This window comes from Brevibacterium sp. Lmc1, assembly GCF_057654315.1.
Genome location: NZ_CM172803.1, coordinates 2,618,637 through 2,632,890 on the forward strand (window position 1 = coordinate 2,618,637; position 14,254 = coordinate 2,632,890).

Sequence of the window (14,254 nt, forward strand, 5' to 3'; positions counted from 1 at the left end):
CAAAGACGTCATACAGAACAAGGCGGGACCGATGATGCAAGAGGACTACATAGTCTGTCGATGCGAAGACGTAACCCTCAGCAGCATAGAAACCTGCATGGACAATACGGGCGTCCTCAGCCTTCAAGAGACCAAGCGTCGGCTGCGAGTCGGTATGGGAACATGTCAAGGCAGAGTCTGTGGTCCCCTGCTCCAGAAGATCTTCGGTAAGACTTCCACAGATCCGCTCGATAGAAACGCAGTCCTCAGGCCAGTTCCGCTGAAAGACATTGCAGGGCGATGCGCCAGTGACGAGGCTGTGCACCCATGACGCGAATCAACAATCATCCTGTCCTCGGCCCCTCCACAGCAGAAACGGTCGAGATCATTGTTGACGGCCAAACGGTCATAGCTCGTGAAACCGATTCAGTTGCCGTTGCGCTGTGGGCAGACGGTCAGAAAGTCATTCGTCGAAGTAAAACCGGCCTAGCACGAGGAATGTATTGCGGAATCGGCCACTGCTTCGAGTGCCGACTATTCGTTGCTGCCAACGACGGCGTCGAGGCCAGTGTGCGATCGTGTCTGACCCCAGTCCACGGGGGTATGGAGATCAGGACTCTCGGGAAATCAGATGTTAACGACGCGGAACCCGAACAATGAGCCACACTGACGTCGCTATTGTCGGAGCTGGTCCGGCAGGCTTGGCCGCAGCGACCCAAATTGCGCAAACTACCTCCGCCCGCGTGACCGTCGTTGACGAAAATCCCGCTCCAGGCGGCCGATTGCGTGCCCAGCTCTATCGGAGAGAAGGATCCTGGTTCATCGGTGGCGACCATGCCCGCGCAATGGCGCACAATGCCATCTTGTCGGGAGTGACATTTGTGTCCGAATGCCAGGTGTGGTCTCTCGATACACAAACGAGCAGTGCTCACACCGCAGAGACTACCGAAGCGCATGGCCCGACTCCTCGCTTTCGGCTCGGTCTCAGCGGAGGCCGTACTCTGACCTCTGACTACCTCATCGTCGCGACTGGCGCCGCTGAGACAGCGACGGCCCTGCCGGGGTGGACCACCCCAGGAGTACTGGCGGTCGGAGCCGTTCAGACCATGCTCAACGTGCATCGGGTCCTTCCAGGGGATCGAATGGCAGTCATCGGAATCGATCCACTATCGCTCTCGATCGTCGACGAACTTGCAGCCGGTGGTGGCGCCGTCCAGGGTGCGTATCTCGCACCCCCACCGAGTTCCGCCAGGCCTTCGGTAAAACCGAGTGAGATCTTCTCCCGATTTGCCGACCTCCGGAATCTCGCCCCCACGCGCATACTCTCAGCCGCAATGAGGCTACTTGGAGTCCCCGGAGTTGCATCCTTCGTTGCTCGACTGTGGCCAGCAGTCGGCGTCAATTTGGCGGGGATGCCCCTGCACCTTCGCGAATGTGTGGTCGGCATCGATGGAGACGACCAGGTCACAGCAATCCGCACATCTCGAGTGGATATCCACGGGCGACCGGCGGGACGCGAAAGGGTGGTACCTGTCGATGCGGTCTGTATCAGCGGAGGTCTACACCCACTTCAAGACCTCACCAGCGAATGCGTCCTTGTCGACATCCCCGAACTCGGCGGAACAGTTCCATTGCATGGACCCAATCTGGAGACCACTGTCAGTGGCCTCTATGTAGCCGGCAACACCACTGGGATCGAATCCGCATCTGTGGCCGAAGCACAGGGGCGACTTGCAGGTACTGCGGTCGCGGCGGATATCACGGGCGCACCTGCGGAAGCCGGCCTTGAATCGGCCCGAGCTGGTGTGCACCGAGCACGTGACACAGCACCTATCTCTTTCATGCCACGAATCAATGAGGGCCGACAACGCATGGACGAAATGTGGTCCGAGCGACTCAATGCAGAGGTGCCAGCATGAACGATTCACCTGCCGATGTCGTCGTGATCGGAACCGGAGTCATCGGCTCGTCTATCGCATGGCGTCTCTCTCAAGTGGGGATGAAAGTCGTCGTCATCGACTCCGCATCACCAGGTGCTGGTGCCTCCGGTTCGTGCGACAAAGCCATCTTTCTCCAGTCGAAACGTCCAGGTCTGCCGATGCGGATGGCAGTGGAATCCCGTTCGATGTACTCCACGTTGGCTGATGAACTCGACGCTGAAATCGAGTTCAGCCCCGATGGAGGCATAGTCGTCATCGAGACTCAAGCTCAACTGACATTCATGACCGCTTTCGTCGAAGAACAACGACGTGCTGGCATTTCCGTGGAGCTTCTCAGCGGCGACGAGGTGCGAGCGCATCAGTCCGGGCTCGGCGACCACATCCTCGGTGCCAGTTACAGTCCTGATGATGCCGAGGTCAATCCTCTCTCGCTCAACGCGGCTCTCATTGACGCAGCAGTCCGGGCCGGGGCCGAAGTCCGCCGTCAGCACGAGTTTCTCGATGTAATTCGACGAGGTGATCGTATCCACGCTGTCGTCACGTCAAAAGGGCGGATTCCGACACACCTCGTCATCAATGCGGCAGGCGCGTTCGCCGGAGTCGTCGGGTCTCGTGGCGGAGTCGACACTCCGATCACACCACGTCGAGGAACAATTCTCATCTCCGAAGCGCACCAGCGCATCGTCAATGGAAACATACTGTGCGCCCAGTATGTCGCAGCAAAACATCTTGCCGATGCTCCCGGAACCGAAGCACCGCCTTTCGGAATCGGTTTGTCACTCGGCCAGACTGCCTCGGGCACTCTGTTGATTGGTGGGAGCCGCGAGTTCGCAGGATTCGACAAACGCACCAAGGGTGACGTGCTTTCTCATATCGCCGCACATGCGACGCGAATAATGCCCTCCCTCAAGAACGTTCGCATCGTACGGGCGATGACCGGATTCAGGCCGTACACCGGCGACGGGCTGCCAATCATCGAACGCAGTTCGGAACTCGACGGGTGGATCACAGCCGCGGGGCACGAAGGCGACGGCATTGCGCTGACACCGATCACCGGCATCCTCGTGCGAGATCTGATCACAGGTGAGCGCACAACGGGCGACTACCTTCCACATCTGAGCAGCCGCAGAAGTTCACTCCTCCAGCGCGAGCAGACCGGACCATCTCTACGAAAGCAGGCATCATGATTATTGTCATCGGATCGCTGGTGGTGCTCTTCGCCATTGCCCTCATCAAGAAGATCCCTTTCATCGGTGGCAATATTCAAATCGCGCTCCTTGGAGGTGGACTCGCAGCCGCCCTCTTGTCCGGGATGGCGCCCATCGACTACGTCACCGGCACAATCGACGGGATCGACAAGTTGGCGTGGGTCATCGCATTGAGCATTTTCGGAAGCATCTACGCCGAAACGCAGGTACGCATCGGCGCGATGAGCACGACGATGCAGTTCCTTCAAATACTGTTCGGCAAGTCCCCTCGCGGTCTGATCGCTGCCACTTTCGTAACGCTCACCCTTGCAGGCTCACTATTGGGTGACGCCATCGCCGCTGCGACGGTGATCGGATTCCTCGTCATCCACGCTTTGGCCGAAATGAAGATCAAGCCAGCGCAAATCGGGATGATCATTCTGCTGGGTGCTTCTCTGGGCTCCCTCATGCCACCTATCAGTCAGGCAGTCTACTTATCGGCGTCACTTGTCGATACAAACCCTGACCCTGTCACGCTGTGGTCGTATCTCACCGTGACTATCGGCGTCATCCTAGCGATTCTCGAATCCTTTCGGTTTGTCCGCAAACGCAAGTTGGAGAAGATCGGCGTTTCCGAGACTCTCGCCTCGTCGGGAGGAGGCGATTCCCTAGGAACGGGTGCCGCGGGTGACGAAGGAACTCGACTTGTTCAACTGGGAAAATTGGCCCGACAACGGTGGAAGAGCATGCTCCCATTGGCCGTGCTCATCGTCATTGTCCTGCTGAAGACTGGGGCGGGATACGACATCTTTGCCGAGATCCCGGTCGTCCGAGACGTAACGGCATGGATGAACTCAGTGCCGATCCTCAACGGGCTGGCATTCCCCGTGGTGTCGGCCATCATAGTGGCAACAATCGTCGCTTTCTTCTTCTCCGAAGTTCGCAAATCGCCGGTCGAGACTATCGGCACCGGACTAAAGAATGTCCGTCAGACTGTCGGCATCCAATTGTGTGCAGCGTTCCTCATCGGCTGCTTTTACGCTAGCGGTGCCGTCGACACAGTTTCCGAGATGGCTGAACATGTGTCAGGCTCCGGAGTCGCTGTGATCAGCACAGTGGCTTTGATGATCCTGGGCATGCTGGTGGGGTCGCAAACTGCGGCTCAGACCATCGTTGTTCCGTTCGCTTCCCCAATTCTCGAGAATGCGGGAGTCGATCCGACCAACATTGCTGTCGGGATGAGTCATATCGCTGCATCCGCTCAGAATCTGCCGCCCGTCGGTCTGACTGCATTCGTCGTGTGTGGCCTCGTAGGGGCAACCTTGAAGACGAAAGTCGATCCGGTGAAGGTCATGGTCCTCGCACTGCCGAATTCCTTGTACTTCATTGTTCTCGGCATGCTCTTCCTCCTACTCGGTTGAGAAGAACTATTCCGAGAGAAGGCCCGATTGAAGCAGAACTCACTTCTGAGCTGGAACGTCCTTACTCCGGCCGATGCTTGGCCATGACCTTCTCGAACAGTTCGTCGCCGAGCTTGTCGTAGGACGCGTCCTCCGAGTACCACTCGTCGAGTGAGGCGAAGTCGCCCTTGTCGTCATAGCCGAGTTCGGACACGGACTTCGCCCACTCAGATCCAGCAGAGCCCAGCGTCTTTGGCGCGTCGGTGACTCCGGCCTTATCCGCGGTCTTGTCCGACAGGGTCTTCGCATACTTCGCCATCTGCTTTTGCACGTCATCATCAAACGGCTGAACTGAACCGTCGTTGTCCTTCGCCTGCTCGACGGCCTGCGCCTTCGCTCCGATGACGACCTCCATCATCGTGGAGAACGTCGTCGACATCGAGTCGAAGATGACCTGCTGGTAGGCCACCGGCAGCTCCGAGTATTTCTTCCCCGCCGTGATCGCACCGGCCGAACGAGCAATGCCCGCGTCCGAGGCCACACCGATGTTCGGGGCCACCTCGAAAGTGCCGGCCTCAACGTTCGGCGCCAGCTGACCGAGATCACAGTCGACGGTTCCACGCTGCAGCGCCTCATAGGTCTCCGGGAACGACAGCGACACCGGGGTCGCACCCAGGTCGGTCACCTGCTTTCCTGCGGCAGCCGAACCGACGCGGACCTGCTTGCCCTTCCAGTCATCGAGCGAGGTCATCGGCTTCGAGCACATCGTCGAATACCCACCGGCAGCGAGCATCGGAATGAGCGGAACAAGGTTCTTCTTCTCGAACTCCTCGAGCACCTCGGGCGTCTCCCACGCCGTCTGCACACCGGCCGCGTTCGCCGCCAGGTCACTGGCCACCGGCGAGGACGGCAGCGTCGACATGGCTGTGCCGATCGCGTCGAAAGCCGGGTACTCTGCCGGGGTGTACGACGGCAGAGTGAATGCGAGGTCGACTCGCCCGTCGGCCAGGGCGTCATCGACGTCTTCGTAGCTGGCGATCGCCTGGCCCCACACGATGTCGACGGTGATCTTTCCGCCGGAGCGTTCCTCGATGGCCTTCTTCACGTCGAGTCCGTTCGGCGCGAGGATCGACTTCTCCGACATCGCCGACGGCTGGAACTTGATCGTCACCGGGTCAAGGTCGGCAAGTGCCTCATCGATCTCCTCCTGAGAGGCGTCATAGGCGAAGCCCTCCCCCGCGGAGTCTCCCGAAGCCGATCCGTCGCCGCCGACGGATCCGGCGCATCCAGCCAGCAGTGCCAGCGATGCGACCGCCGCGATTGCCTGAGCGGGGCGGGCTGCCGTGCAGATGCGCTTCATGGGACTCCTTTGAACGAAGGCTGAGAATTCCCTCCAATCATATGCCTGAATGAGGTCACCCTAACCATGAGTCCGCTCACACCCTGCGGCAGCCACTCGAACGACACCGCGCACGGGTGGGCGGGGCCGCCTCGGCGAGGGTTATCCGGACATTCCCCCGCTGGTGCGGCTGATGAGGTCGGGCAGCCATTCGGACATTCCGGGCACGGCGACCATGAGAATGAGGAAGATGACGACGACGGGCAGGAACCACAGCAGGGAGATGAAGATATCGCGCAGCGTGACCGTGGCACCGAGGTTGACCTCGGGGTTCTTCGCGATCGAATGGACGATGTAGGGGATGATGCCGACCGGCGGGGTGACCATGGCGAACTCGCCGAGGAGGACGACAAAGACCCCGAACCACAGCGGGCTGACGCCCATCGTCTCGAGAGTGGGCAGGAGAATCGGAATGGTCAGCAGCATCATCGACAGGGTGTCGAAGAACATGCCCATGACGATGTAGAGGACGATGAGGACGAGCAGGAATCCGATCCGCGAGAGCCCGAGGTCCGTGATGAGGCCGGTGAGGATGGGGGCGAGTCCGGTGATGGCGAGCAGGCTGGTGAGCATGGTCGCGCCGATCATGATGAAGAAGATCGCCGAGGTGGCCGCCACCGTATCCATGGCCGAGTCCGCAATCTTCCGCCACGGTTGTTCCCTTCGTTTTTCCCACAAACACAGCAGAAGTGAGCAGAGAGCGGCGGCGGCTCCGGCCTCGGTGGGGGTGAAGATGCCGGAGAACATTCCGCCGAAGAGAACGACGAGGATGACCGCGAAACCCCAGACTGCGGTCAGCGAGGTGAAGCGGTCGCGCCAGGTGGTTGTGGGGCGGGTGGTGTCGGCTGCGTCTGCTGTGTTCTGGCCGCGGCCGACGAGTTTCGGGGCGATGACGCCGATAGCGAAGATGAAGGCGGCGAAGCAGACTGCGAGCAGAATTCCGGGGACGGCACCGGCCATGAGGGCGGGGCCGACCGGCACGGAGGCGATGCCTGCGTAGACGACCATGAGGATCGAAGGTGGGATGAGGTTGCCGGTCATGCCGGAGACCATGATCGTGCCGACGGCCATGCGGCGGTCGTAGCCGGCTTTGAGCATTTCGGGGATGCCGGCTCGGCCCAGGGCGTAGGTCATGCCGATGGTCGACCCGGTCACGGCGGACAGTCCCGCACCGGCGAAGGTGGTGCCGATGCCGATGCCTCCGGGCAGCCAGGAGAACCAGTGGTCGGCAACGCGGTAGATCTTGCCGGAGAGTCCGGATTGGGTGAGCAGCATGCCCATGAAGATGAACATGGGGAGCACGCTCATCGACCAGTCCGAGACGGCGCTGAACGGGGAGGTGGAGAGGATGTTCATCGTCGCCGGGATCCCCGATACGGCGTAGACGCCGATGATCGACGGCACGGACAGGGCGATGGCGACCGGCACGGAGAGGAAGAGGAGGACCAGCATCATCCCGATACACCAAGCCCCGCCAATCGCGGCACTTGGGCTGGTGAAGAGGCCGACGAGGCAGACGGCGACGAGGCCGAAGCCGATGGTCAGGGCGAGTGTGCCGGGCCGGTCGCGGCGGGAGCCACTTGGGAAGAGGGCGGTCGTGTTCGGGCGTTGGGCGCCGGTGATGGTCGCGCTGTTTGAGTCTTCTGGTGGCAGCGGTGCGCCGGTGAGGTCGGTGTTCGCGTTCACTGCTCCTCCCTTACCTGACTGCGGCGGTTCCGGAGGATGGCGATGACATCGAGGATGTAGAGCACGGCGAGGAGCACGAACACGATCGGCACAAGGTAGTACACGGGCCAGGTGATGACATCGGAGACATCGGCGGTCGACCCGATCGCCGTGTTCTCCAGCGCCTTACCCAGCCCGAACCAAGCGAAGGCGACAGAAACGAGGGCGCCGAGGATGCACGCGAAGACCGTGAACACGGCGGCGGTGGCGGGCTTCGCCCGCTCGGTGGCCATGGTCACGGTGATGTGTTCCTTCTGCAGCTGAGCGGCCGGGATGCCGAGCAACGCGACGACCGGCAGGTACCAGTATTCGACGATCTCATTGGTGCCATAAATTGGGGCGTGGAAGATCGACCGAGCCAGGGCATGGGTGACAATGTGGAGCATCATCACGATGATCGCCGCGGCCGTGGTGACCGTCAGCCACCTATCGAGGACTTTGGTGAACGTGCTCATCAGGAGTCACTGTAGCCGTCGGGCGAAGTGCGGTTGGTGCCTGCGCTGCTTGCGGCTGGGACGTTGCCCTCCGCGGCTGCCCCACCGCCGGTGACATCGGAAGCTCGCAACGCTTCAATCAGGTCGACGACTTCGGAGGCGTCTGCCAGTCCGTCCGGGATCATCGCGGTGATGCGGCGGGCACCGGCCTCGGCAAGGGCGATGGGGTCGATACCTGAGATTTGGGAGTAGCGGCGGGCGCTGCGAGGCAACAGTGCGACGCCGAGTCCGTTGGAGACCAGGGATTGGATGGCGCCGGGGTTATCGGTGATGTGCCGGGTGCGGGGCTCGAAGCCTGCGGTGCGGCAGAGGCGTTCGGCGGTGGATCGGCAGCGCACGCATCCCATGATCCATGGCAGTTCGGCGACGTCGTTGAGGTGTTGGATCTGCCCGGCACGATTCCACCGTTCGGGAACGAGCAGATCGAGGTGGTCGGCGCCGAGGTCAACGGTCATGTGGCCTGCCAGCTCGGGTGGGGATTCGTCTTCATGATGGAAGAGAAAAGCGATGTCAATGGCGCCGTCGTCGAGCAGGCGAAGCGCTTCGGGCGGTTCAGCTTCGGAGACTTCGTAGGAGTGGTGAAGCGGTGAGTCTGTCTGCGTGCCCGCGTTTGCCTCTAACCGACCGAGCGCCGCAGCTAGTGGGCCGATGACGAAGCTCGGGAATCCGGCAAGACGCACATTGCGTCCGCCGAGTCCGAAGGCCTTGGCGAGGTCGCTGCGCAATCCCGTCACCGAGGCGGCCACCTCGTTGGCGCGAATGCGCGCAAGCTGGCCGGCAGTGGTCAAACGAATACCGCGTGGAGTGCGGTCGAAGAGGGTGACGCCGAGGTCCTTTTCGAGAGCCGTCATGTGTTGTGACAGTGCTGGTTGGGACCAGCCGAGTTCACGGGCGGCGCCACCGATGCTGCCGGATTCGGCGATGGCGCCGAAGATGAGCAGGCGTTTGGGCTCACCGAGGTCGAGAGCCTGCTCGAAGACATTAGCCATAAGTCCAGCTTATGCCAGAGCAGAGGGAACTGGGCCTACCGAAGGCAGATGATGCGCACCACACTGGAAGTAATCGTCGTGAAGTCACTGCAGAGTTGAGGAGTCGGAATATGCGCAGGATCGGTCTGCTGGGTGGAATGAGCTGGCATTCGAGCATCGAGTACTACACGAAGATCAATGATGCAGTGGCTAAGCAGCTCGGCGGTCACCATTCGGCGCAGATCCTCCTCGACTCGTGCGACTTCGCAGATATCCGCGAGCTGCAGGAAGCCAACGATTGGGCGGGCAGTGATGCATCGCTCGTCTCGACGGCACAGCGTTTGGTCGATGGCGGTGCCGAGGCTGTCGCGATTGCCACGAATCTCATGCACAAGTGCGCCCCAGCGATCGAGGCGAAGGTCGATGCGCCTCTTATTCACATGGTCGATTCGATCGCGACGATGGCGAAGCGCCGTGGCTATTCGACGCTGGCCGTTCTGGGCACCCGATGGACAATGCTCGAGGACTTCTATACCGGCCGCCTCGAGGCGCAAGGCATCAAGACGCTGGTGCCGGATGAGGCGACATGCCTCGAAGTCGACCAAATCATCTGGGACGAACTCACTCAAGGAGTCTTCACGGACAAGTCGCGTGCCCGGTACGTCGAAATCATGAACGACCTCAAGGCTCGCGGTGCCGACGCGGTCGCTCTGTCGTGCACTGAAATCGGCCTTCTGGTCCCACCAGAGACCGCTCCCCTGCCGGCCATCGATTCGGTCGATGCGCATGTCGCAGCAATCGTCGAATGGATGATGGCGGAGGAGCCCGCACTCGCTCAAGCATGATTGCTGCTTGGGTCTGCCCCATAGTCCAAGTCGACCTTCCTGAAAGTTCCCCAACCACTGATGCTCTAGGGGTTACCGCAGGGAGCCTGTCCGGACTACAGTCAGCACATGACAACTCAGATCTCGCCGAGAGCGAGAATCGATCGGTGGGGTCCACTACTGATCATCTTGGGCGTGTGGTTCGTTGCTTTCGTCATCTTCTTCATCACGTGGCTGCTGGCGTCCGACACTGGCGTCGGCAATCCCTGTCAAGGTGCGGGCTTCGGCTGCTTTGAAACCGAACGACAAGGAATTGAGTTCCTCGGGTTCCTCATCGGTCTGCCGGTGACTTTCGGGTGGCTCGTCCTCGGTCTGGTCGTGACGTCGCTGGTCGGCCTGATCAAAAACTTGCGCTGGTGGTGTAAGGGCTTACTCTCACTTTGCATCTGCCTCGCCGTCGCCATCGTCGCGATCATCATTCAGGTTCGCTAGATCTTACCGATGGCTGCTCCAATAGTGTCGCAACCTCCACACATTTGAATATTGACGATGGCAAGATAGTAAAAATCGCCTCATGAAACCCCCTTTTGGACACCTACCGAACAAGTCTCAACCACATACTCGCGGATGAACTTGAAGGAACGACACTCTGACCATTGCAATCAATCAGAAAGCACCTCTCGACGCCAACCCGAGCGTTTGAGACAAGCCCCCTAAGGTCCCTCTACCACAACTCCACGCAGCCCTACATCAACATGATGAAAGACCCGAATTTACTCGGGGCCACTGCTGCCCCACAGTAGCGTTCCCATCTCGACCTGCCAGTACCGCCGCGATCTGACCCCTCCGTCAATCGACTAAGTCGATCACCTGTGTCCACGGTCAACGCCCGGATACAGATGAAATGAGAGCTACCAATGCAGCAAGTACTGGATCCCCACATCGCCGCTAAGGCACGCCTTTGGACCATTCCGATAAATGGCCGCGATTCGGCATTCTGGCGAGTTCATCTCAGAATTGCGCCAGCCCCTTCTCCAGCCAAGAGACCCTAGTATCGCACCATCCGCACCCGTCCGCCGGACCTCCAGCGGAACTGGCACAGTAGATCTTTGTTCACGCACCGGGTCCATACGACTCAAGCCGACACCTGAATCCCGCCTAACTCGCACCTAGATTCCAAACGACAGGTTCCCACGGAGCATCGTTTCAGAGCTTCAACCTGGTAGCCTGGGTGAGGCAAGCAGAGTTGCGCCTAGTCGTTACGACAGGACCGAACGCCCTTGAACCCCATCGCTTGCGTCCGAATGACAAGTGAAGACGCACCGAACATGAACCGGATCAACGTTTCACCACCATGACGGAACGATCACCATACCCCATCACAAGCATTCTTGACGCCGTATACCCAAGATGCAGTTCAGAAGACTACACAATCTCCGAACGAATCGTTATAACCCTCAATAGACTTACTATTGCATTTTTCGTGAGAGCCATATCTCTAATTAAGTCAAATTCTAAGAAAGATGATACCGACACGATATATAGACATATCGTGTCGAATGTTTTTCAAACAATTTCAGCATCATTAATTTTCATCAGTGCTTTACTGGCGATAGTTTTCCCGATTTTCGTTGTAGTCAGTGGCGGGGGACCTTCACCCGAAGCAGGCAGCAGGGCTATCGAAACACTGTTTGATTTTTATGTATTCTATTCAACTGAAGTCTTCGACGACACCGCCACCTTCACCACTCTGTCAATTGGCGTGATAGCTGGCAGCATCTCAATAGCCTCACTGGGCCGAACTTCTAAAACCAGCACCCCGAACAAGTCACATCTAGTGCTCTTTTCGGATCTGCTGGGCCGATTTGCATTTGCTTACAACACTCTATTTATTCTATTTTATGCAGGCCAGCTTATACTATGGTTTAGCGGCTTCGCATGGCAAGACAGCATTTGTCACGAAGCTAGGAAGATCGGGCCAGATGGGATTTCACACCTTGTCACTCAAGAATGCGGCACCCCACCTCCGCTCATCGCAGTGACCTCAATTCTCACAATATTTGTATGCAGTGTAATTCACGGTTTAACTATTCAGTCTCAGCGCCAAGCAAACAATCAGATTAACCTTGCATACGACGAGTTATTGCGATTCTCAGATAGGATCAAAACTTACACCGTTCCAAAGCGACTGCTGCCTGTCTGGAACGTAGTACATTTGTTCACAGCACTCTCACTACTCACCAGCCTGATCACAGCCCTGATCATTGAACTGATGTTACCCGGCGACACGCACATAAAGCTGGGAAACCTCCTAATTGCAGTATTTATCATGAGTCTGTTCTTGGCGCTATTCAGATACGCCCTCTACCCTTACCTAATAAGCGAATACCGCTCCAAACGTTGGACCCGCGCGCTTCGCTTCGGTTTTCATCTCTATACATCATTTGCGTTCACCCTCGCCACAGTCGACAGCTTGCCAGAATCGGCCACCTTAAATAGTATGATTATACTTCTAGTCGGCACTTTCATAGCTTTAAACTTCCCATTAGCAATAGAGCTTCTGCCTGAGATCAAAATCAGACTGGAACAAAAGCGCGTCAATGAAGCGTTTCGCGTACTTCACACAAAGGCACGAAAAGTCGAAAAATACCAAATTCTCGCCCGCGTCGTTTGACCTTTTTGACGCCTTTGCGCAATCTTCAAATACTCAATACACACTCGAATGTTACCAACGCCATGCCAAATGAAGCAATCTCCGATGTTCATTCTGTAACCGCCATAGAGGACGCTCAATTATTGACAAATAGCAACACTAACAATACATGGAACTTGCGTTTTACATGAAAGACAGTCAACTTTTCGATTATTTGGCAGGATCCCCAATTCCCAAATAGATGTGAACCTGCCAACTTTGGGATGTTAAATCACCCAAATTGCCTCTCCTCATCTAATTCGACGGCCCTTCCCGAGTCTGCAGTACGGAGACCGCTCCCCTGCCTGACACCGGCTCTGTTGACGAACACGTTACTGCGATCGTCGAGTAGGTGTCTGCACTCGTGACCGTGTGAGCTCGCGAACTCTCTGTAAACATCGGCACTAGTGCACGATAAGACCCGAACTGTTCGGCTACAGTCGACGGATGACGGCCCGTTCACGCCCAAAGATTTACAAAGACACACGGCGTGCATTTATGCTCGTCGTCGGCGCGTGGGTCGCGTGCGCAGCCGGAGTCTTCAACAACTGGCTGATGGCCCCTGATCCACTTCCGCCCGACCAGTGCGCGGGGTTAGGTTTCGGCTGTGTTCTCACACCGCAGGACAACGTCGAGTTCATGGCAATGCTCTTCGCCGTTCCGGTCACCATCGTTTGGTTCTGCGTGGGCGCGATTGCTACCACCCTGCTGGGGAGATTCAGCAACTTGAAGTGGTGCTGGACCGGGATACAGTCGCTGAGAGCCTGTCTGCTCGTGGGAGTCGTGACCGTCAGAGCAATCGAGCGCCTGATCTAGTCTCGTGAGAGTTCTGAGCTGTGCTCACTAGATGATTGTGATTCCTCGAGCTTCTTCTGACGTCGCTTGAGGTTGCTGCGGCTGGCGAAATAGGCCAGCAGGACAAGCATCCCGATCCGCAAGGTAGTGGTCACCCAGTCTGGGATTCCCAGGGAGATGTCCGGGATCCACCCGAACAGCAGATTGAACAGCCACTCGAAGAACCTGCCCACCGGGGCGAGGACTGTTTGCAGCCATTGAGCCAACGGCTCGAACAACGGCAGTACGTGGTCTGTCATCCACCGCGCGATCGGGTCGAACAGCCAAGCGAACAAGGAGCCCAGGCCGAGCAGCGGAAGCAACAAGCGAACCAGCATCGTCAGCCCCGAGAACAGTGCGTATCTCTCCGGATGCGCCGCACGTCTACGCTCACGCGCCTCTGAACGACTGCCGGCCTCGGGCAGCAATGGCACAACATCGAGATCTTTCCGGACCTCGACCTCACCGGCACCGCCCATCGCCGCACTCGTCACGTGAATTTCTTCTCGCGGAGGCATCGATCCGATCTCGGTCCGCCGATGAACTTTGAGCCGTGCTTTCAGCCATCCAGTCGCCCGGACCTCGACGTCACGTTCTTCCCCGTCATCTGCCTGAGCCCGCCGTCGACCGATCGGATACGCGACTCCGTCGATGACAACTTTCGTGACCGTCGTCTTCCAAGGAGTATGTTTCGCCGTGACCAGATACTCGTGCTCGAACGCGCTTCCGGAATAGCTGGTGGTTGCGACAACCCTCGAACTTTCGGTCACAGGTCTCCTATGCAAAGCAAACAGGCGTGCCGCCCCTGATAA

14 protein-coding genes are annotated in these 14,254 nt (G+C 58.5%); 9 read left to right on the forward strand and 5 right to left on the reverse strand.

What is annotated here, in order from left to right; translation table 11 throughout:
* The first annotated feature begins 34 nt into the window (after positions 1-34).
* The 5 genes from AC239G_RS11690 to AC239G_RS11710 are packed head-to-tail and all read left to right on the forward strand — an operon-like array spanning position 35 to position 4,527.
* A complete protein-coding gene (locus AC239G_RS11690) occupies positions 35-310 on the forward strand; it encodes a (2Fe-2S)-binding protein (RefSeq protein WP_487490114.1) in 276 nt (91 codons plus the stop codon).
* Positions 307-639 (forward strand): (2Fe-2S)-binding protein, encoded by a 333-nt coding sequence (locus AC239G_RS11695; protein ID WP_487488918.1) that lies wholly within the window; start codon positions 307-309, stop codon positions 637-639. The genes AC239G_RS11690 and AC239G_RS11695 overlap by 4 nt, the downstream gene beginning before the upstream one ends.
* A complete protein-coding gene (locus AC239G_RS11700; protein WP_487488919.1) occupies positions 636-1,898 on the forward strand; it encodes an FAD-dependent oxidoreductase in 1,263 nt (420 codons plus the stop codon). The genes AC239G_RS11695 and AC239G_RS11700 overlap by 4 nt, the downstream gene beginning before the upstream one ends.
* Complete coding sequence (locus AC239G_RS11705) at positions 1,895-3,106, forward strand: NAD(P)/FAD-dependent oxidoreductase (protein WP_487488920.1); 1,212 nt, start codon at positions 1,895-1,897, stop codon at positions 3,104-3,106. Before AC239G_RS11700 ends, AC239G_RS11705 begins: the two co-directional genes overlap by 4 nt.
* Complete coding sequence (locus AC239G_RS11710) at positions 3,103-4,527, forward strand: TRAP transporter large permease subunit (RefSeq protein WP_487488921.1); 1,425 nt, start codon at positions 3,103-3,105, stop codon at positions 4,525-4,527. Before AC239G_RS11705 ends, AC239G_RS11710 begins: the two co-directional genes overlap by 4 nt.
* Positions 4,528-4,588: 61 nt before the next feature.
* Here AC239G_RS11710 and dctP read toward each other — a convergent pair whose 3' ends face one another.
* The 4 genes from dctP to AC239G_RS11730 all read right to left on the reverse strand — a co-directional run bounded on the left by dctP (position 4,589) and on the right by AC239G_RS11730 (position 9,113).
* Complete coding sequence (gene dctP / locus AC239G_RS11715) at positions 4,589-5,866, reverse strand: TRAP transporter substrate-binding protein DctP (RefSeq protein WP_487488922.1); 1,278 nt, start codon at positions 5,864-5,866, stop codon at positions 4,589-4,591.
* 141 nt (positions 5,867-6,007) lie between these two features.
* Positions 6,008-7,591, reverse strand: a complete 1,584-nt coding sequence (locus AC239G_RS11720; protein ID WP_487488923.1) for a TRAP transporter large permease — start codon at positions 7,589-7,591, stop codon at positions 6,008-6,010.
* On the reverse strand, positions 7,588-8,085 hold the full coding sequence (locus AC239G_RS11725) for a TRAP transporter small permease (protein WP_487488924.1): 498 nt from the start codon (positions 8,083-8,085) through the stop codon (positions 7,588-7,590). Before AC239G_RS11725 ends, AC239G_RS11720 begins: the two co-directional genes overlap by 4 nt.
* The gene (locus AC239G_RS11730) at positions 8,085-9,113 is read right to left on the reverse strand and encodes a LysR family transcriptional regulator (RefSeq protein WP_487488925.1); all 1,029 of its coding nucleotides are present in this window, start codon (positions 9,111-9,113) and stop codon (positions 8,085-8,087) included. Before AC239G_RS11730 ends, AC239G_RS11725 begins: the two co-directional genes overlap by 1 nt.
* Before the next feature lie 110 nt (positions 9,114-9,223).
* Here AC239G_RS11730 and AC239G_RS11735 point away from each other — a divergent pair, with 110 nt between their 5' ends.
* The 4 genes from AC239G_RS11735 (at position 9,224) to AC239G_RS11750 (ending at position 13,424) form a co-directional block, all read left to right on the forward strand.
* Positions 9,224-9,937 (forward strand): aspartate/glutamate racemase family protein, encoded by a 714-nt coding sequence (locus AC239G_RS11735; protein ID WP_487488926.1) that lies wholly within the window; start codon positions 9,224-9,226, stop codon positions 9,935-9,937.
* A gap of 108 nt (positions 9,938-10,045) precedes the next feature.
* Entirely contained in the window at positions 10,046-10,408 is a 363-nt protein-coding gene (locus AC239G_RS11740) for a hypothetical protein (protein WP_487488927.1), read from the forward strand.
* 1,060 nt (positions 10,409-11,468) lie between these two features.
* Entirely contained in the window at positions 11,469-12,590 is a 1,122-nt protein-coding gene (locus AC239G_RS11745) for a hypothetical protein (RefSeq protein WP_487488928.1), read from the forward strand.
* 465 nt (positions 12,591-13,055) lie between these two features.
* Complete coding sequence (locus AC239G_RS11750; RefSeq protein WP_487488929.1) at positions 13,056-13,424, forward strand: hypothetical protein; 369 nt, start codon at positions 13,056-13,058, stop codon at positions 13,422-13,424.
* On the opposite strand, the gene AC239G_RS11755 is transcribed toward AC239G_RS11750, so the two are convergent.
* Entirely contained in the window at positions 13,421-13,921 is a 501-nt protein-coding gene (locus AC239G_RS11755; protein ID WP_487488930.1) for a hypothetical protein, read from the reverse strand. The two genes, AC239G_RS11750 and AC239G_RS11755, sit on opposite strands and share 4 nt — an antisense overlap.
* Between the last annotated feature and the right edge of the window lie 333 nt (positions 13,922-14,254).